This window comes from Streptosporangium sp. NPDC000509 (assembly GCF_042898365.1).
In the GTDB taxonomy this organism is placed as follows: Bacteria; Actinomycetota; Actinomycetes; order Streptosporangiales; family Streptosporangiaceae; genus Streptosporangium.
This window is the reverse complement of the sequence record NZ_JBIAYX010000015.1, coordinates 120,479-138,321: the sequence shown is the minus strand read 5'-3', so window position 1 is coordinate 138,321 and position 17,843 is coordinate 120,479. Positions and strand designations below refer to the sequence as shown.

Here is a 17,843-nt window from a genome sequence, read left to right as displayed (position 1 = left end):
TCCGGAGGTGCCGGTGAGCGACCAGCGCGCGATCGACGCCGTGCCGGTGGACGACCAGGCGGCCTGGGACGCGCTGGTCACCCGTTTCACGGGCCTGCTGTGGTCGGCCGTGCGCGCCTACGACCTCAGCCCGGCGGACGCCGCCGACGCGGTGCAGGGCACCTGGCTGCGGCTGCTGGAGAGCCTGCACACCATCCGCGACCCCGACAGGATCGGCTCCTGGCTGTTCACCACGGCCAAGCGTGAGGCGTCCCTCCTGAGCCGCCGGCACCGGGGCGAGCGGCTGGTCGCCGACCTCTCCGACGGCGAACACGCGTGGTCCGCCCCGGCGGGCGCCGCCCACGCCGATCCGGCGCTCGCCGTGCTGAGCGCCGACGAGGGCCGCCGTCTGTGGCAGGCCGTCGACGAGATGCACGAGCCGTGCCGGTCGCTGTTCCGGCTGATGGCGACGGCCCCCGACGCGGGCGTCCACCAGCTGGCCGGGCGTCTGGGCATGCCCAGCGGCAGCTACGGCCCCACCAGGGGCCGCTGCCTGAACCGACTCCGCACCATGCTCATCGCCCGGGAGGCGACATCGTGACGCGACATCCGGCGGCGATCGACGACGAGTCCCTGATAGCCGCGCTGCGCCTGGCGTCGGGAAGTGACCCGGTGCCCGCGCGGGTGACGGCCGCGGCCCACGCGGCCTTCGGCCTGCGGCTGCCCGGCGCCGTCCAGGCCCGTTCCGTGGTCACGCCCGTGCCGCGAGGCGTCCGGTCCACCGAGGAAACACGGCTGCTGAGGTTCACCGCGGCCGAACTCACGGTGGAGTTGGAGGTCACCTCCCTGGACGGCCTGGTCGACCTCGCGGGCCAGATCTCCCCCTGCCCCGAGGCGGGCACGCTGGTCGAGATCCGTACCCTGCACCTCACGGAGTCGCGTGTGCTGTCCCCGACGGGCCAGTTCGCCGTCACCGGCCTGCCGCCGGGCTGGTTCAGCGTGGTGTGCCACCGGCCCGAGTGCTCCCCCGTGGTCACCACCTGGACCCGGATCCGCCCGTAGGTGACCTTCCAGGAAGCGCTCACCGACGCCGAGCACGCGCTCGACCTCTCGGGCAGCGACCCGGCCCGCGCCCTCGCTCTCGCCCGCAGCGTGCTCGCCTCGCTTGCCGCGTCCTGCCGGGCGGATGCCCCGGCCGGCGACGCGGCGGAGGGCGGCGCGACGAGGAGCGGAGAGCCGGAGATCGGCGCGTCACAGGACGAGGGGCCGGAGGGCGGCGGGCCCGCGGAGCGCCTCGCGGGGTGCGGGCACTGCGAGACGGAGGCGGTGGCGCACAGGGCGGCGGCGGTGGCGGCGCGCGAGCTGGGCGACCTGCCGTTCGCCGAGGAGCACCTGCGCCGGGCGGTGCGGATCGCGCTCTCGGCGGGGCTGCCGCACCGGGCGGCCCAGGCGCGGCTGTCACTGGTCCACGTCCGTACCGAGCTGGGTCATCCGGAGCAGGCGCTCGCCCTCGCCTCCGACGCCGAGCCCGGGCTCACCCCGGCGGAGGTGGGCAAGCTCGACGTGCACCGGGCCGTGGCCCTGGCGCGGCTCGGCCGCTACCGCGAGGCCGTCGACCACTGCGACCGGGCCGTGCGGGTCCTCGGCGGCGATGTCAGGTTCCTGGCCGGGGCGATGCTGAACCGCGGGCTCGCCCGGGTGTTCCTCGGAGAGCTGGGTGCGGCGGAGGCCGACCTGAGCCGGTGCGCGGAGCTGGCGAGGGGCGCGGGCCTGGAACACGTTCTCGCGCTCGCCGAGGGCAACCTGCCGTTCCTGGCCGCACGGCGCGGCGACCTGCCCGCCGCGTTCGGCGCCTACCGGCGCGCGGAGAGCGTCCTGGTCGGCTACCCGGAGCGGCTGGCGACGGTGCGCTGCGACCTGGCCGAGGCCCTGATCTCCGCCCATCTGCCCGGCGAGGCACGGGTCCTGCTGGAGGCGGCGGTTCCAGAGCTGGCCGCGGCGGGCGCCGGGACGGCGCTGGCCGAGGCCCTCCTGCTGCTCGCCAGGGTCGAGTTGCGCACCGGTGATCCGCATCGTGCGAGGGAGAGCGCGGACCTGGCCGCCCGCGAGCTGACCGCGCAGGGGCGGACGATCCTGGTGCCGGTCGCCGAGGAGATCCTCCTGCGGGCCCGGCTCGCGCTGGAGTCGCCCACGGCGGAACTGGCGGCGACGATGCTCTCGTGTGCCGACGCCCTCGACGCCGCCGGGCACCGAGACACCTCGGAGGCGCTCAGGCTCACCGTCGCCGAGGTCTCCCTCGGACTGGGCGACCGGCCCTCCGCCGAGCATCAGCTCGCCCTGCTCTCCCGCCCGGGCCGCGGGATGGTCGCCCTGCACGCGACGGCGCTGCTACGTGCCCTGGCGGGAGACCGGCGGGGAGCGTTCGCCGCGGTGCTGGCCGGTCTGGCGGAGGTGGGCGCCGAGACGAGGACGTTCGAGGATCCGGTGGTACGCGCGCACGCCGCCAGGGCGGGTGAGCCGCTGGCCCGCTTCGGGCTCGCCCTCGCCATGCGGACCGGGCGGGGCCACGCGGTCCTGGCCTGGGCCGAACGGTGGCGGGCGGTCACCGGGGGCGCCGGCCGGCCGCTCGCGCCCCGACCGGCCGCGCTGCGGGCCGCGCTCGGGGAGTCGGTCCTGGTGGAGTTCGTCCGCCACGAGGGCGACCTGGCCGCCGTCGTGGTCACCCGGGACCGGATGACGCTGCGCCGCCTCGGCCCGTTTCCCGCCGTCGCCGAGGCCACCGTCCGCCTCCGGTACGGGCTGCGCAGGACACACCTGCTCGACGGGAGGGCCCCCGAGCCCGGCGCGGAGGCCACGGAGCTGGAGCGGCTCCTCTTCGGCCCGCTGCGTGATCGGCTGGCCGACCGGCCACTGGTGGTCGTGCCGACGGGGACGCTGCACACCCTGCCCTGGCCGCTGCTGCCGATGAACGCCGATCGACCGGTGACCGTGGCGGCCAGCGCCGCCGCCTGGCTGGCAGGGCGGCGTGTGCCGTCCGTACGGGACGGGAGGGAGGAGGCGGTGCCGATGGCGGTGGCCGGACCGGGACTGCGGTACGCGGAGGCCGAGGCCCGCATGGTCGGCGAGTGCCATCGAGGCACGGAGCGGGTGGCGGCGCGACGGGCGGAGGTGATGGCGGCGCTGGAGCGGGCCGACGTGGCCCACCTGGCAGCGCACGGGATGTTCTCCCCGCGCAGCCCGCTGCTGTCGAGCATCGACCTCGACGACGGCCCGCTGATGGCGTACGACCTGCTGCGGCTGCGCACCCCGCCCGCTCTGGTGGTGCTGTCGGCGTGTGAAGCGGGAATGGCGCACGCCCCCGCGGACGGGGCGCCCCTGGGGCTCGCGGGTACGTTCCTGTCACTGGGGACGCGGTGCGTGGTGGCGAGCCTGGTGCCGGTGCGCGACGAGGAGACGCTCGCGCTGATGACCGCCTTCCACGAGGCGCTCGCCGCCGGCGACCCGCCCGCGCGGGCGCTGGCCGTCGCGGGAGGGAAGAGCGGTGTGGCGGGCTTCGTCTGCTTCGGCCGCGGGGATGAGCCGCCTTGGCCTACCGGGAAGGATCGGCCGCCCGAGGCGATCGGCGAAAAGGGGCCGTGACGGTCAGCCGGTGGCGACCGGCCGGGAGGGGTCGGTCACCCAGTCCGACCACGACCCGACGTAGAGCGCGGCCGGGACGCCGGCCACCTCCAGGGCCAGCACCTCGTGCGCCGCCGTCACGCCGGACCCGCAGTAGGCGCCGACCGCGACCCCGGGGACCGCGCCCAGGGTGTTGAAGCGTTCGCGCAGGAATTCCGGCAGGTGGAAACGGCCGGAGGCGTCGACGTTCTCACCGGTGGGGGCGCTGACCGCGCCCGGGATGTGCCCGGCGACCGGGTCGATCGGCTCGACCTCGCCCCGGTAGCGCTCGGCGGCACGGGCGTCGAGCAGCACCCCGTCGGCGGCGAGTTCGCCGGCCTTCGTGGCGTCGAGCAGCGGCATCCCGCCCGGCCGCGCCTCGAAGTCGCCGGTTTCGGGACCGCTCTCCTCGGTGGAGACCGGCAGGCCCTCGGAGATCCAGGCGCGCAGGCCGCCGTCGAGGACCCGCACGTCGGGGTGGCCGAAGTAGCGCAGGAGCCACCAGGCGCGGGCGGCGGCCGCGGTGGAGTCGGCTCCGTCGTAGACGACGACGGTCCGGGAGCCGGACACGCCGAGCCGGCGCATCGCCTCCTGGAAGGCCTCGGCGGAGGGCAGCGGATGACGGCCTCCACCCCATACCGGGCCCTCCTGCCCGGCATGGGCCGTCAGGTCGGTCTCCAGGTCGCAGAAGACGGCGCCGGGGATGTGCCCCTCGCGGTAGGAGTCGATCCCGGCCGGCCCGGTGGGCGAGACGGCGAGCTTCCAGCGCACGTCGAGGACGCTCACCTCGGCCAGGTCCGCCAGCTCGGCGGTGGTGATCAACGGATTCATCGAAAATGCCTCCAGCGTGCGGACCCCGAATTCAGCCGCGGGGCGGATTCAGCGGGTGCTCGTCTCCAGAAGGGGAACGTACTGCTCGGCGGGGGTCAGTGAGCCGTGACAGCCGAGGAATTTCGCCTCGTGCGGCTCCGCGACCGAGGCGACGATGGCGCAGTCGGTGTAGGGAACGGCGAGGACGTCACCGATCCTGGGCAGCCATTCGCGGCGGACGTCGGGCCCGAACCAGCCGGACTCGACCGCCTCCTGCCGGGAGGCCACCCATGCCTTTCCCGCGAGGACCTCGCGCCAGGTGTCGAGGACCGCCGCCGAGGCGCCGGGGTCGGTGTAGAGATGGCGGGCCCTGCTCTCCCCGCCGAGCATGGCGACGCCCTCGCGCAGCGCGGGAAGGGTGTCGACGTCGACGCGATCGGCGACGTTGATCATGCCGTGGTCGGCGGTGACGTACATCGCCGAGCCCGGCGGGAGCGTTTCCGCCAGCCGCTCGGCCATCCGGTCGACCCGGGCGAGCTGGTCGAGCCAGGCCGGGGAGCCCCAGCCGGCGACGTGGCCGGTGGAGTCGAGATCGCCGTAGTAGACCGAGACGTGGGCCCGGGGCTCGGCCAGCGCGTGGCGGACCCCGGCGATCCGGTCGTCGACCTCGTCGGCCCCGACGAAGCGCACGCCCCGATAGACGGCCCTGTTGAGACCGGTGGTCTCGAACCTGGCAGGCCCGACATAGCTGACCCGGACGCCGGCCGCCGCCGCGCGCTCGTAGACGGTGGGGGCCGGCTGCCATGCGCCGGGCTCGACGAGAGGGCCGGGGGCGGTCCAGCGCAGGCAGTTGAGCAGGTAACCAGCGCCGGGAACGGCGAGCTGGTAGCCGAGCATGCCGTGCCCGCCCGGCGGCAGGCCGGTGCCGAGGGTGCTCAGGCTGGTCACGGTGGTGGCGGGGAAGCCCGCGGTGAGCACCCCGCCGGACATGGACGACAGGAACGGCGCGACGCCGGGATGGGCGCGGAGCAGCTCGGCACCCATCCCGTCGACGAGGAACAGCAGGACCCGCTCGGCGGGGGCGAGGTCCAGCGGGTTGTCGCCGCCCACCCCGACCGCGGCGAGCAGCGAGGCGGACAGGTCCGCGAGCGAGGCCGTCCCGTACGCGGGGACCAGGGGGTTCACGAGGCGGTGCGAGCGGTGGCCTCCGACAGTGCCTTGGCGAAGGCCAGCACGTGGGAGACGGCCTCCGGCCCGTCCGCCGCCTCGCTCACCCGCAGGGAGAGATCGTCGGCCGTGATGGCGCCGGTGTATCCGTGGTCGGACTCGCAGTTCTCGTCGCCGCAGGTGGCCGGTTCCAGATCGACGTGGGAGATGGCTCCCCAGCCGATGGTGAGGGTGACCTCCGTGGGCGGCACCCCCGGCACGTAGGAGGCGGGGTCGGGGACGACCCGGGTGACCGCGACCGACTGGATTCGGCTGAGGCGCACGGCCTCGGTGGTCGTGGAGGCGTGGGAGGCCGAGACCCCCTCCACCGCGGGATGCTCGTCGGTGTGGCAGACGAGCAGCCGGGTGGGCGAGAGCACCAGCACGGTGACGTGCCTGCGCACCTCCATGGCCGGGTCGAAGGTGGCCTCGTGGTGCACGACGTAGGCGCCCACCTGCTCCTTGCCGAGCGCGGACTCGACCGCGTCGGCGACCAGGTCGGGATAGTAGCCACTGCGGTCGATGGCGTCGCGCAGGCCGGCGGACGAGAGTCGGGTTTCCCTCATGGGTCCATCCTGCCCTGTCCGGGGCGGCGCTTTCACCGGGAGTACGTGAGCTTCGGCCCGCGGTGCAAATCGTGATGCGATTCGCCCTCACCTTTTTCCGGCCGTGAAAGCGTCATCGGGGGGTGATCCCGGAGCCGCCGGGTCTCCGTCGCCGGCCGCGACTTTCCCCTCCGCCTGGTTTGACGCGACCCTTTCCGGGTTACCGGGAGCGGTAGCGGGCGGGGGTGCGCGGCGTCCTGAGCAGCAACAACGGGCGATTCTGCACATTTCCCACTTTGTTCATATATCTGGGATTTTTTCATCACTCCGGAATGGGAAACGGTGAATCCCTACCGGAACAGGGGGCGAGAGAACATGGCCGGAGAAGGTCAGGACTCAGCAGGACGGTCCGTCCCGGCGCCGCCCGACCCGCCGAGCCGGACCCGGCCGTGCCGGCCGGCCTCGCGGGGTTTGACCCGACCGGCATGGCGTAGCGGCCTCTCGCGCCTCGTCGCGGCCGTCCCGGTGACCGTCGTGACGGCCGTCATGACGACCGCGGCGGCGACCACCGTCGGCCCGTCCCTCTCCGGGGCGGGCTTCCCCGGCGACCTGATCCTCACCACGGTCCACGACGGCCCGTTCGAGGCGGGTGACAGCGGCACCTTCTCCATCGACGTCACCGCGAGACCCGACTCCGCCGGGATCACCCAGCCGACCAGGGTCACCTACTACTTCCCCACGGGCCTGACCCCGGTGCGCGCCTCGGGTGCGGGCTGGAGATGCCGGATCACGGCGGGAATCGTGGACTGCGACACGCGCGACCTGGTGGCACCCGGATTCCAGCTCCCCCGGATCACGGTCGGCGTGGCCGTGTCGCGGAACGCCTCGGGAACGCTCACCGCGTCCGGCAGAGCCGCCCATGCCGCCGATGCCGCCCAGGACGGCATGGACATGGTCGATCCCGGCACGGGCAACGTCATGGAGACCGGTCCCGCGCCCGCCACCGTCGCCAGCACGGTCCAGATCATCCCCGCGACCCGGCGGACGGGTTAGCCCCGCGTTCCGTACGTGCCCCGGAGTGCCCCGGCCCTCGCGCCGGATCGGATGTGACCGCCGAGCGGCAACGAAGCGGCAGATGCGCTAGCCGAGGCGCCGGGGACCGCCGTCCGGGCGCGGGCCCTCGTGGCTGCGGAGCACGGCACGGGCACCCAGCACGATCACCTCCGACTCTCCCACCAGCACCGGGTCCAGGGTGAGCCGCGCCACCTCGGGAAGATCGTCCGCCAGCCGCCCGAGCCGGACCAGCAGGTCCTCCAGTGCCTCGACGGCGACCGGCGGGTAGCCGTACTCGCCCAGAAGAAGGGGCGCGGCGCGCGGCGACCTCACCAGCGCCGCGGCGTCCTCCCTGGTCAGCGGGGCCAGACGGTAGGCCTCGTCGCGCAGCAGCCGCGCGGTGATCTCGCCGAGCCCGAAGGAGACCACCGCGCCGAAGGCGGGGTCGTCCATCACGCCGACCACGGTCGGCACCGCGGGCTGCGGGGCCATGCGCTGCACCGCGAGCACGGCACCGGGTTCGAGCTGGCGCTTCAGGTCGGCGTAGGCGTCACGCACCCCGTCGGGACCGGACAGTCCGAGGCGTACGGTCCCGGCACGCTTGGCCGCCTCGGGCCCCGCGGCCTTCAGCACGACCGGCCAGCCGAGCTTCGACGCCACCTTGACCGCCTCCCGCGGCGACCCCACCGTCTGCGACGGCCAGACCTCCACCCCGTAGCAGGCGAGCAGTTCCGACGCGTCGATCTCGGCACGGGCGTCCGCGAGCGTCGCGAGCACGAGGTCCCGCGCGGCGCCGGAGTCGATGCCCTCGATCTCCTCGGGCAGTCCCGCGGGCTGCTCCAGCCAGCGCGCGTGCCGCACGACGTGGGCGAGCGCGCGGACCGCCTCCTCCGGTGCGGCGTACGAGGGGATGGAGCCCCTGCCGGGTGCGGTGCCGACCCGCAGCTCGTCGAGCATGCCGATCCTGCCCTCGAAGGTGGCGAGCACCGGTTTGCCGCAGTCGCGGGAGGCGCGCAGCAACTCGGCGGCGACCTCCGCCCCGTCGCCGGGGATGGGCGGCATGTAGATCGCGACCACGGCGTCCACGTCCGGGATCACCGAGGTGAGCGCCGTGCCGAACTCCTCCGCGCAGGCCCGCGCGCCGAGGTTGACCGGCGGGCGGGGCTCCAGGCCCACCCGCACGCAGGCGTCGGCCGCGAGGAGCGCCATCGCGTCGGAGTTGCCGACCAGTCCCACCCTGGGCCCGGCGGGCAGCGGCTGGTAGGCGAGCAGCTGCGCCACGTCGAACTGCTGGATCAGGTCGTCGACCCTGATCACCCCCGCCTGCTCGAACAGCGCGCTGAGCGCGGTGTCCGGCAGGCCGAGCACGGGTGCCGCGTGGCCGGTGGGCACGTTCTGGGTGGTACCACCGCTTTTGACGACCACGATCGGCTTGCGGCGCGAGATGCGCCGCGCGAGGCGGGCGAACTTGCGAGGATTTCCCAGCGACTCCAGGTAGAGCAGGATCACGTCGGTCCGCGGGTCCTCCTCCCAGTACTGCAGCAGGTCGTTGCCCGACACGTCGGCGCGGTTGCCCGCCGAGACGAACGAGGAGATGCCCATGCCGCGCTGGGCCACCCGCTGCAGCAGCGCGGTGCCCAGGGCGCCCGACTGGCTGAAGAACCCGACCCGCCCGAGGCCGGGGAGGGTGGCGGCGAGCGTGGCGTTCAGCCGTATCGCGGGGTCGGTGTTGGCGATGCCGAGGCAGTTGGGACCCACGACCCGCAGGCCGTACGCGCGGGCGATGCGCGCCAGCTCGTCCTGCCTCGCCCGGCCTTCCCGACCGGTCTCCCCGAATCCGGAGGAGACCACGATCAGCCCGCGTACGCCCTTCTCCGCGCACTCCTTGACCACGTCGATCACCCCGTCGGCGGGCACCGCGAGCACGGCGAGGTCCACCTCGCCGTCGATGGCCGTCACGCTCGGATAGGCCCGCACCCCCGCGACGGCCCGCGCCTCGCGGTGCACGGGGTAGACCGGGCCGGTGAAGTCGGCGCCGAGCAGGTTGCGCAACACGGTCTGGCCGACGCCGCCCGGTTCCCGGCCCGCTCCCACGACCGCCACCGAACCGGGTGAGAGCAACCGCTCGATGGAACGGGACTCGGCACGGTGCTCGCGGGAGGCGGTCACCTCCTGGGCGGTCTCGGTCGGGGTGAGGTCGAGGGTCATCCTCACCACGCCGTCGGCGAAGCGGCTCTGCGCGGTGTAGCCGACCTGCTTGAGCACCGCCATCATCTTCTGGTTGGCGGGCAGCACGTCGGCGACGAAGCGGGCGATCCCCTTCTCCCTCGCGGTGGCGGCCAGGTGTTCCAGGAGCACGGAGGCGACTCCTCGGCCCTGGTGGGCGTCCTCGACGAGGAAGGCGACCTCCGCCTCACCGGGCTCGATCCGGTCGTAGCGGATGACCGCCACCATCTCGGTGCCGATCGTGGCGATCAACGCCACCCGGCTGTCGTAGTCGACGTTGGTGAACCAGATGATCTCCCGCTCCGACAGCCGCGGCCGGGGGCCGAAGAAGCGGAAGTAGATCGACTCGTCGGACAACCGACCGTAGAAGGAACGCAACCGGTCGGCGTCGGCGGGCCGAATCGGGCGTACGTGGGCGGTTCCACCGTCCGACAGAACGACGTCCGCCTCCCAGTGAGCGGGATACTGAGCAGCCTCCACAGTCCCGAGAGTAGACGTGAATCTCACATAACAGACCACTCGGGCGAATTCGCGCAACGCTTGTGCATCGACTGTGGTGCGGTGTCCGGTCAAGGCCCCATACGCTGGCCGGAAGCTGTTAAGTTTTTCGCGGTTACAGGCACAGCCAGAGGTATGGCTTGAAGCATGTCTAGAGGCAGGTCGGCATCGAAGGCAGCAAGGTGGTGACATCATGACGCGGGTGGTCGTGGTGGGCGATCTCATGACCGACGCGGTCGCGCGGGCTCGCTACCCGCTGGCCCGGGCCAGTGACACACCGGCGATCGTCACCATGCACGGCGGTGGTTCGGGTGCCAACATCGCCTCCTGGCTCGCCGTCGAGGGCACCGAGGTCGCCTTCATCGGGCGGCGCGGCGCCGACATCACGGGCCGTAACCGCGACATGGAGCTGATGGGGTACGGCGTCGACGCCCGTCTCGTCATGGATCCCGAGCGCCCGACCGGCACCTGCGTGGTGCTCGTCACCCACAAGGGCGAGCGCACCATGCTGTCCGACCCCGGCGCGAACGCGGCGCTGTCGCCCGAGGATCTGCCCCGCGACCTGTTCTCCCAGGGCGGGCACCTGCACCTGTCCGGCTACACCCTGATCAACGAGGGCTCCCGCGACGCGGGCAGGGCCGCCCTGGAGATGGCCCGCCGTGCGGGGATGTCCGTCTCGGTCGACTGCTCCTCCTCCGCTCCCCTGGAGCGCACCGGCGCCGAGCCCTTCCTGGAGTGGACGCAGAGCGCCAAGCTGCTGTTCGCCAACGCCGACCAGGCGAAGGTCCTGACCGGCCGCGACGACCCCTCTGCGGCCGCCAAGGTCCTCACCGCCTGGTTCCCGCAGGTCGTCGTCAAGCTCCGCGACGAGGGCGCGCTCTGGTACGCCAACAACCGCCCCGAACCGATCCAGGTCCCCGCCGAGGCCATCGAGCGCGTGGTCGACGGCACCGGCGCCGGTGACGCCTTCACCGCGGGCTTCCTCCCGGCATGGCTGGGCGGCAAGCCCCCGGCCGAGGCCCTCGCCTCCGGCTGCCACCTCGCCTCCCGGGCCATCTCGCACCTCGGCGCCCGCCCTCGCCTCTGACCCGTCCCGCGCGGGTTCACCGATCTCGGACGTGCGGCGGCCCCGGTCCCGCGTTCCGCACGTGCCCCGGCCCACCCCGAGGCGACCGTCAGCCGCACCGATCGGACATCGCCGCCAAAGCGCGACGACGCGGCAGGCGCTCACCATCACGGATCGGAACGTCGGATTCGAAGGGTCCCTGACCGGGCTCACGACCACCCGCCGTTATCGGCTGTTCCATTGTTCTCCGAGGTCGGAGTGGCGACTGGCGCACGGGGCATGCCGTCTCGATGAGCGAGCCTTCGGAGTCCGGTCAACGCCATGACGACAGGCTGACGCAGCCTCCGGTGGAGCCGGAGCCCGAGCTTGAGGACGCCTTCGACCGTCTGGTCAACGAGGGTTCCGCGCGGCTGGCTCGGCCGTGGCCGACACTGGTGGTGACCGGCCTGCTGGGCGGGATCGACGTCGGTACCGGGGTGCTGGCGTACCTGCTGGTCAAGGAGGCGACCGGGTCGGCGATTCTGGCCGGGCTGGCGTTCAGCATCGGTTTCGTCGCGCTGTTGCTGGCCCGTAGCGAGTTGTTCACCGAAAACTTCCTGGTACCGGTGGCCGCGGTCGCGGCCCGCCATGGATCTGTGGGGGCACTGGCCAGGTTGTGGGCGGTGTCACTGGTGGTCAACCTGGCCGGCGGGTGGGGAATCGCCTGGTTGATCATGCAGGCCTTTCCCGGGCTGCATCCGACCGCCGTGGAGGCCGGCACCCACTTCGCGGATCTGGGGGCGAACCTGCGTTCGTTCTCTCTCGCGGTGCTGGCCGGCATGGTGATCACGTTGATGACCCGGATGCAGCACGCCACCGACGATCTCGGGGTCCGGTTGGTGCCCGCCGTGTTGTTCGGCGCTCTGCTGGCCGGCGGTCAGCTGTTCCACAGCGTGCTGGACTCGATCCTGATGTTCACCGCCCTGATCACCGGCCAGGCTCCGTTCGGTTACCTGGACTGGCTGGCGGCGTTGGGCTGGGCCGTCATGGGCAACCTCGTCGGCGGTGTCGGGCTGGTGACCTTCCTGCGGCTGGCGCGGGTGCCGCACCGCCTCGCCGAGGAACGCGGCCACCACGGCTGACAGCGTGACACGGCCGTCCACCGGACCGGACTCACTCGTCCTAGCTGGTGACCGCGAGGGCGAGGGGCAGCACGGCGGGGGCTCCGGCGTGACGGAGCATCGCGGCTCCCAGCGTCATCGTCCATCCGGTGTCGACCAGGTCGTCGACGAGCAGGATCGGGCCTCCGGCCCCGGCGACGGCCGCGCCCAGGGCGGCGGGCATGGCGAGGGTGCCCCGGATCGCCTGGACGCGCTGCGCGCTGTTGAACTGCCGTCCGGGCGAGCCCGACCGATAACCGAGGTCGCCCAGGTAGGACAGGCGCCCCACCTGGGCGAGCCGCTCGGCCAGGCTGCGGACGAGCTGGGGACGGCTTCCCGAGGGCACCGCGACGACGCCGACCGGTCGCTGTGCCCACTCCCAGGACGAGAGCACCTTGATCACGGCGGCGAAGACGTCGTCGGGGATCGGCCCGTCGGGGGCGCCGTCGGCGAGGAGACCGCGCAGGCGGTTGCCCCAGCCGATGTCGGTGAGCCTGCCCAGCCCCCTGCCCGGCTCGGCACCCAGCTCCGGCTTGATCCTGCCCTTGAGGTCGGCCAGCCCGGTCGGCCACTGCCTGCGGGCCTCGATGTCCACTCCGGGCCGCTGGAGCCGGTCGGCGGCCGACCGTACGGCCCGCTCGTCCACCTCTGGCGAGCGGTGGCCGCCGGTGCAGTTGTCGCAGCGTCCGCAGGCTGAGGCGGTGTCGTCGTCGAGACGGCGGCGCAGGAACTCCTCACGGCAGCCGGTGGTGTCGAGGTAGTCGAGCATGGCCCGCTGCTCGGCCTCCCGCTCGGCGGCGACCCTGGCGTAGCGGGGGGCGTCGTACGCCCAGGGCTCGCCGGTGGACTCCCAGCCGCCCTTGACCCGGCGCACCGCGCCGTCGACGTCGAGGACCTTCAGCATCGTCTCCAGGCGGCTCCTGCTGAGGTCCACCCGGTTCTCCAGGGCGGCCGTGGACATCACGCCGCCCTCCTCGAGCGCGGCCAGCACGGCGCGCACCACGGGCTCGGGAGGGAAGGCCAGCGAGGCGAAATACGCCCAGATGTCGCGGTCCTCCGCGCCGGGCAGCAGGATCACCTCGGCACGCTCGACCCCTCGGCCCGCACGGCCGACCTGCTGGTAGTAGGCCACCGGGGACTGCGGTGCGCCGACGTGCACGACGAAGCCGAGGTCGGGCTTGTCGTAGCCCATACCGAGCGCGGAGGTCGCGACCAGCGCCTTGATCTTGTTGTCCAGCAGCGCCTGCTCGGCGGCGAGCCGCTCGGCCTGCTCGGTCTGCCCCGAATAGGCGATCACCTCATGGCCCTGTTCACGCAGGTAGGCGGCGATCTCCTGGGCGGCGGCCACGGTGAGCGTGTAGACGATGCCGGAGCCCGGGAGCTCGTGCAGCGTCTGGGCGAGCCAGGCCAGACGCTGCTCGGCGCCGCGCAGGCGCACGACCCCCAGGTGGAGGCTGTCGCGCTCCAGCGCGCCGCGCAGCACAAGCGTCTCCTCGCCCATCTGCTCCGCGACGTCGCGGGTGACCCTGGCGTTGGCCGTGGCGGTGGTCGCGAGGATCGGCACGCCCTCGGTGAGCTCCTCGAACAGCGTGCGCAACCGCCGGTAGTCGGGACGGAAGTCGTGACCCCAGTCGGAGATGCAGTGGGCCTCGTCGACCACGATCAGGCCCGCGCTCTCGGCCAGCTCGGGCAGCACGTGGTCGCGGAAGTCGGGGTTGTTGAGCCGCTCGGGGCTGACGAGCAACACGTCGACCGCCCCCTCGGCGACCTGGTTGTAGACCTGCTCCCACTCCTCGGGGTTGGCGGAGTTGACCGTGACCGCGGTGATCCCGGCACGCTCGGCGGCGGCGATCTGGTTGCGCATCAGGGCCAGCAGCGGTGAGACGATGACGGTCGGCCCCTCGCCCAGCTCGCGCAGGAGCGCGGTGGCGATGAAGTAGACCGCCGACTTGCCCCAGCCGGTGCGCTGCACCACGAGCACCCGGCGCCGCTCCATCACCAGCGCCTTGATCGCCGCCCACTGGTCCTCGCGCAGCCGGGCGTGCTCCCCGGCGAGCGCCCGCAGCCGCTCCTCGGCCTCTTCGCGCAGCATCAGCTCTTCGCTCACCCGGTCATTCGTACCAGGTCTCGCCGACTGTTTTCCCCCGGTACGGCACACGCGTGCCGTCGCGCGAGGTCGGGAGCTGGGGACCTGAGGGGCTCCGCGCCGTGATTTGATGCATCCACTATGGACGTCACCACCTGGTATCTCGAACAGACCTCCCGCTCGGACCTGCTGCCCGCCAAACCTCCGTCGGTCGAGGTCGACATCGTCCGCGCCGAGCTGCCCTCGCCCGAGTTCAGCCGGTTCCTCACCACGGCCGTCGGCGGAGACTGGCACTGGACCAACAAGCTTCCGTGGACCTGGGACGAGTGGGCCGACTGGCTCGCCGGGGGCGTGGAGACCTGGGTGGCCTACCATCGCGGCACCCCCGCGGGCTTCGTCGAACTCGCCCCCCAGGACGACGCGGCGGTCGAGATCACCTCCTTCGGCCTCCTGGCGTGGGCGATCGGCCAGGGCATCGGCGGTCACCTGCTGGAGGTCGGCACGGCCAGGGCCTGGGACCTGGCCGACCGGCAGCCGGAGCGGGAGCCGACCCGGCGGGTGTGGCTGCACACCTGCTCACTTGACAGCCCGGTGGCTCTCGCGAACTATCGGGCGCGCGGTTTCAGGGTCTACGACACCAGGATGAACGTGCCCGGCGACGAACACGAGGGCGAGACCCCCGGTCCCTGGCCGGGAGCCGGTCCTCGGACCCGCGTTCTTCCCGCCGCCCTCGGCAACCCGCCGGGACGGCCCCAGCACCTACGGGCGGACCGGCCGGAACGGCTCTGACACCCGCGGGCAGGCCGCAAGGCCCGGAAGTGTCGGATGGGCTGGGTATCGTATCGAGTCCCGGTACGATACCCGGTCGCCCCCGTCACCGGTCTCCCGCCGGACATCCCGGTCAAGGCTCCCCGGGGAGCCGGCGCCAACGGTTGGACCACGAAGACAGAAGGAGGATGCGCCTCCCCCCGCCTGACGGCCGGGGCGCGCGCGCAGGAAATCAGATGGCTCGACGGACGACCACACCCCCGACAGACGAGGGCTTCGAGGAGCGGATCGTCGACATCGACGTTTCCACCGAGATGCGCACCAGCTTCCTCGAATACGCATACTCGGTCATCTACCAGCGTGCGCTGCCGGACGCCAGAGACGGCCTCAAGCCGGTCCAGCGCCGCATCCTCTACTCGATGAGCGAGATGGGCCTGCGGCCCGACCGGGGCCACGTCAAGTCCTCGCGCGTCGTCGGCGACGTGATGGGCAAGCTGCACCCGCACGGCGACACCGCCATCTACGACGCGCTGGTCCGCATGGCCCAGCCGTTCTCGATGCGCCTGCCCCTCATCGACGGGCACGGCAACTTCGGCTCCCCCGACGACCTGCCCGCCGCGATGCGCTACACCGAGGCCCGGCTCGCCTCGGCGGCGATGGCCGTGGTCCAGTCGATCGACGAGGACACGGTCGATTTCAAGCCCAACTACGACGGCCAGGAGACCGAGCCCACGGTCATGCCGTCGGCCTTCCCCAACCTGCTGGTCAACGGTGCCACCGGCATCGCGGTCGGCATGGCCACCAACATGGCTCCGCACAACCTCGTGGAGGTCGTCGCCGCCGCCCGCCACCTGATCAAGAAGCCGGACGCGACGCTCGACGACCTGATGCGGTTCGTCCCCGGCCCCGACCTGCCCACCGGCGGCACGATCATCGGTCTCGACGGCATCCGCGACGCGTACGCCAAGGGCAGGGGCACCTTCCGGATGCGCGCCAAGTGCGCCATCGAGCAGGTCAGCCCCCGCCGCAAGGGCATCGTCGTCACCGAGTTGCCCTTCAACGTCGGTCCCGAGCGGGTGGTCACCAAGATCAGGGAGCTGGTCACCGCCAAGAAGCTCCAGGGCATCTCCGACCTCAAGGACCTCAGCGACCGGCACAAGGGCCTCAGCCTGGTCATCGAGATCAAGAACGGCTTCATTCCCGAGGCCGTGCTGGAGGAGCTCTACCGGCTCACGCCGATGGAGGAGACCTTCGGCATCAACAACGTCGCCCTCGTCGACGGCGAGCCGCGCACGCTGGGCCTGCGCGAGCTGCTCCAGGTCTACGTCGACCACCGCATCGACGTGGTCCGCCGGCGCTCGCTGCACCGCCGGCGCAAGCGCGAGGAGCGCCTGCACCTCGTCGAGGGCCTCATCGTCGCCCTGCTCAACATCGACGAGGTCATCCAGGTCATCCGCTCCTCCGACAACTCCGCCCAGGCCCGCGAGCGCCTGACGGAGATCTTCGAGCTGTCGGAGATCCAGGCCAACTACATCCTCGACACCCCGCTGCGCCGCCTGACCCGCTACGACAAGCTGGAGCTCGACCGTGAGAGCCAGACCCTGCGCGACGAGATCGCCGAGCTGACCGCGATCCTGTCCTCCGACGACAGGCTCCGCAAGGTCGTCTCCGACGAGCTCGCCCAGGTCTCCAAGACCTTCGGCACCCCGCGCCGCACGGTGCTGCTGGAGTCCTCGGGGATCGCGAGAAACGTCTCGGTCCCCCTGGAGGTGGCCGACGACCCCTGCCTGGTGCTGTTCTCCTCCACCGGCCTGCTGGCCCGCACGTCCGACGCCTCGCCGCTGGCCGGTGACGGCGACCGCTCGGCCCACGACGTGCTGGTCTCCGTCGTGCGGAGCACGGTCAGAGGCGAGGTGGGCGTGGTCACCAACCAGGGGCGGATGATCCGGGTCCAGGTGGTCGACCTGCCCACACTGCCCCGTTCGAACAACCCGCCGTCGCTGTCGGGCGGCCACCCGGTCGCGGAGTACGTCACCTTCAATCCGGGCGAGACGGTCGTCGGCATCGGCTCGCTCGATCCCGAGGGGCCCGGCCTGGCGCTGGGCACGGCGCAGGGGGTGGTCAAGCGGGTCGTCCCCGACTACCCGGCCAATCGCGACGACTTCGAGGTGATCACCCTCAAGGAGGGTGACACCGTGGTGGGCGCGGTGGAGCTGGAGAGCGAGAACCACGATCTCGTCTTCATCACCTCCGAGGCCCAGCTGTTGCGCTACTCCGCCTCCGTCGTCCGCCCGCAGGGCCGCCCCGCGGGCGGCATGGCCGGTGTACGGCTGGACGGCGACGCCGTGGTGATCTGGTTCGGCGCGGTCGATCCCGCCCGCGAGTCACAGGTCGTGACGATCGCCGGTTCCTCCACGGCGCTTCCGGGCACCCAGATCGGCGGCGCCAAGATCTCCGACTTCGCCGAATACCCGCCGAAGGGCAGGGGCACCGGCGGGGTCCGCGTCCAGCGCTTCCTCAAGGGCGAAGACATCCTGCTGCTCGCCTGGGCCGGTCCCGGCCCGGCCCGCGCGGTCTCGGCCGTCGGCAAGCCCGTGCCGCTCCCCGAGGAGCTGGGCCGCCGTGACGGCTCCGGCGTACGGCTCACCCACACCGTGTCGGCCGTGGGCGGCGCTCTCGGCTCCGAAGGCGGCGAGGAGGGCTCCCGGGCGACTCCCCCGCAGGAGTGACCCCCGCCCGCGAAAAGGCCCCGGAGCCCCCGCCTGGCGGAGGGCTCCGGGGATTCCGCGTGATCCCACGAGGCGGCCGGC

At 72.7% G+C, this 17,843-nt stretch carries 13 protein-coding genes; 8 read left to right on the top strand and 5 right to left on the bottom strand.

All coding sequences use genetic code 11. From position 1 onward, the window contains the following. Window positions 1-13: 13 nt before the first annotated feature. From ACFY3D_RS26700 to ACFY3D_RS26690, 3 genes are read left to right on the top strand one after another with little or no spacing between them, the layout of a single operon-like run. Complete coding sequence (locus ACFY3D_RS26700; protein ID WP_350945974.1) at window positions 14-580, top strand: sigma-70 family RNA polymerase sigma factor; 567 nt, start codon at window positions 14-16, stop codon at window positions 578-580. After that, complete coding sequence (locus ACFY3D_RS26695; protein ID WP_389983904.1) at window positions 577-1,041, top strand: hypothetical protein; 465 nt, start codon at window positions 577-579, stop codon at window positions 1,039-1,041. The genes ACFY3D_RS26700 and ACFY3D_RS26695 overlap by 4 nt, the downstream gene beginning before the upstream one ends. Beyond that, a complete protein-coding gene (locus tag ACFY3D_RS26690; protein ID WP_389983901.1) occupies window positions 1,042-3,618 on the top strand; it encodes a CHAT domain-containing protein in 2,577 nt (858 codons plus the stop codon). It abuts the gene before it with no gap. A gap of 3 nt (window positions 3,619-3,621) precedes the next feature. Here ACFY3D_RS26690 and ACFY3D_RS26685 read toward each other — a convergent pair whose 3' ends face one another. Genes ACFY3D_RS26685 through ACFY3D_RS26675 form a run of 3 tightly spaced genes read right to left on the bottom strand, consistent with a single transcriptional unit; the run spans window position 3,622 to window position 6,218 of the window. Continuing rightward, window positions 3,622-4,467 (bottom strand): sulfurtransferase, encoded by an 846-nt coding sequence (locus ACFY3D_RS26685; protein WP_389983898.1) that lies wholly within the window; start codon window positions 4,465-4,467, stop codon window positions 3,622-3,624. A 48-nt stretch (window positions 4,468-4,515) separates the two neighbouring features. Further along, window positions 4,516-5,631, bottom strand: coding sequence for an alkaline phosphatase family protein (locus tag ACFY3D_RS26680; protein WP_389983896.1), 1,116 nt, complete (start codon window positions 5,629-5,631; stop codon window positions 4,516-4,518). Beyond that, the gene (locus ACFY3D_RS26675) at window positions 5,628-6,218 is read right to left on the bottom strand and encodes a DUF5998 family protein (RefSeq protein ID WP_350945965.1); all 591 of its coding nucleotides are present in this window, start codon (window positions 6,216-6,218) and stop codon (window positions 5,628-5,630) included. The genes ACFY3D_RS26680 and ACFY3D_RS26675 overlap by 4 nt, the downstream gene beginning before the upstream one ends. A 513-nt stretch (window positions 6,219-6,731) precedes the next feature. Between ACFY3D_RS26675 and ACFY3D_RS26670 the strand changes: the two genes are divergently transcribed. Further along, entirely contained in the window at window positions 6,732-7,250 is a 519-nt protein-coding gene (locus tag ACFY3D_RS26670; protein WP_389983893.1) for a hypothetical protein, read from the top strand. Window positions 7,251-7,337: 87 nt separating this feature from the next. Here the strand turns inward: ACFY3D_RS26670 and ACFY3D_RS26665 are convergent, their stop codons facing one another. Continuing rightward, complete coding sequence (locus tag ACFY3D_RS26665; protein ID WP_389983890.1) at window positions 7,338-9,956, bottom strand: GNAT family N-acetyltransferase; 2,619 nt, start codon at window positions 9,954-9,956, stop codon at window positions 7,338-7,340. A 211-nt stretch (window positions 9,957-10,167) separates the two neighbouring features. On the opposite strand from ACFY3D_RS26665, the gene ACFY3D_RS26660 reads away from it, so the two are divergent. Continuing rightward, window positions 10,168-11,061 carry a sugar kinase gene (locus ACFY3D_RS26660; protein ID WP_350945962.1) on the top strand — a complete coding sequence of 298 codons (894 nt, stop codon included), beginning with the start codon at window positions 10,168-10,170 and terminating at the stop codon, window positions 11,059-11,061. Window positions 11,062-11,330: 269 nt separating this feature from the next. Continuing rightward, window positions 11,331-12,161 carry a formate/nitrite transporter family protein gene (locus ACFY3D_RS26655; protein WP_389983887.1) on the top strand — a complete coding sequence of 277 codons (831 nt, stop codon included), beginning with the start codon at window positions 11,331-11,333 and terminating at the stop codon, window positions 12,159-12,161. Window positions 12,162-12,201: 40 nt separating this feature from the next. Here the strand turns inward: ACFY3D_RS26655 and ACFY3D_RS26650 are convergent, their stop codons facing one another. Next, window positions 12,202-14,271, bottom strand: a complete 2,070-nt coding sequence (locus tag ACFY3D_RS26650) for a RecQ family ATP-dependent DNA helicase (RefSeq protein ID WP_389984260.1) — start codon at window positions 14,269-14,271, stop codon at window positions 12,202-12,204. A gap of 135 nt (window positions 14,272-14,406) precedes the next feature. Between ACFY3D_RS26650 and ACFY3D_RS26645 the strand changes: the two genes are divergently transcribed. Together ACFY3D_RS26645 and ACFY3D_RS26640 are read left to right on the top strand one after the other, a co-directional pair. Continuing rightward, complete coding sequence (locus ACFY3D_RS26645) at window positions 14,407-15,054, top strand: GNAT family N-acetyltransferase (RefSeq protein ID WP_389983884.1); 648 nt, start codon at window positions 14,407-14,409, stop codon at window positions 15,052-15,054. A 215-nt stretch (window positions 15,055-15,269) separates the two neighbouring features. Next, window positions 15,270-17,762 (top strand): DNA topoisomerase (ATP-hydrolyzing) subunit A, encoded by a 2,493-nt coding sequence (locus tag ACFY3D_RS26640; protein ID WP_389983881.1) that lies wholly within the window; start codon window positions 15,270-15,272, stop codon window positions 17,760-17,762. The last annotated feature ends 81 nt before the right edge of the window (window positions 17,763-17,843 follow it).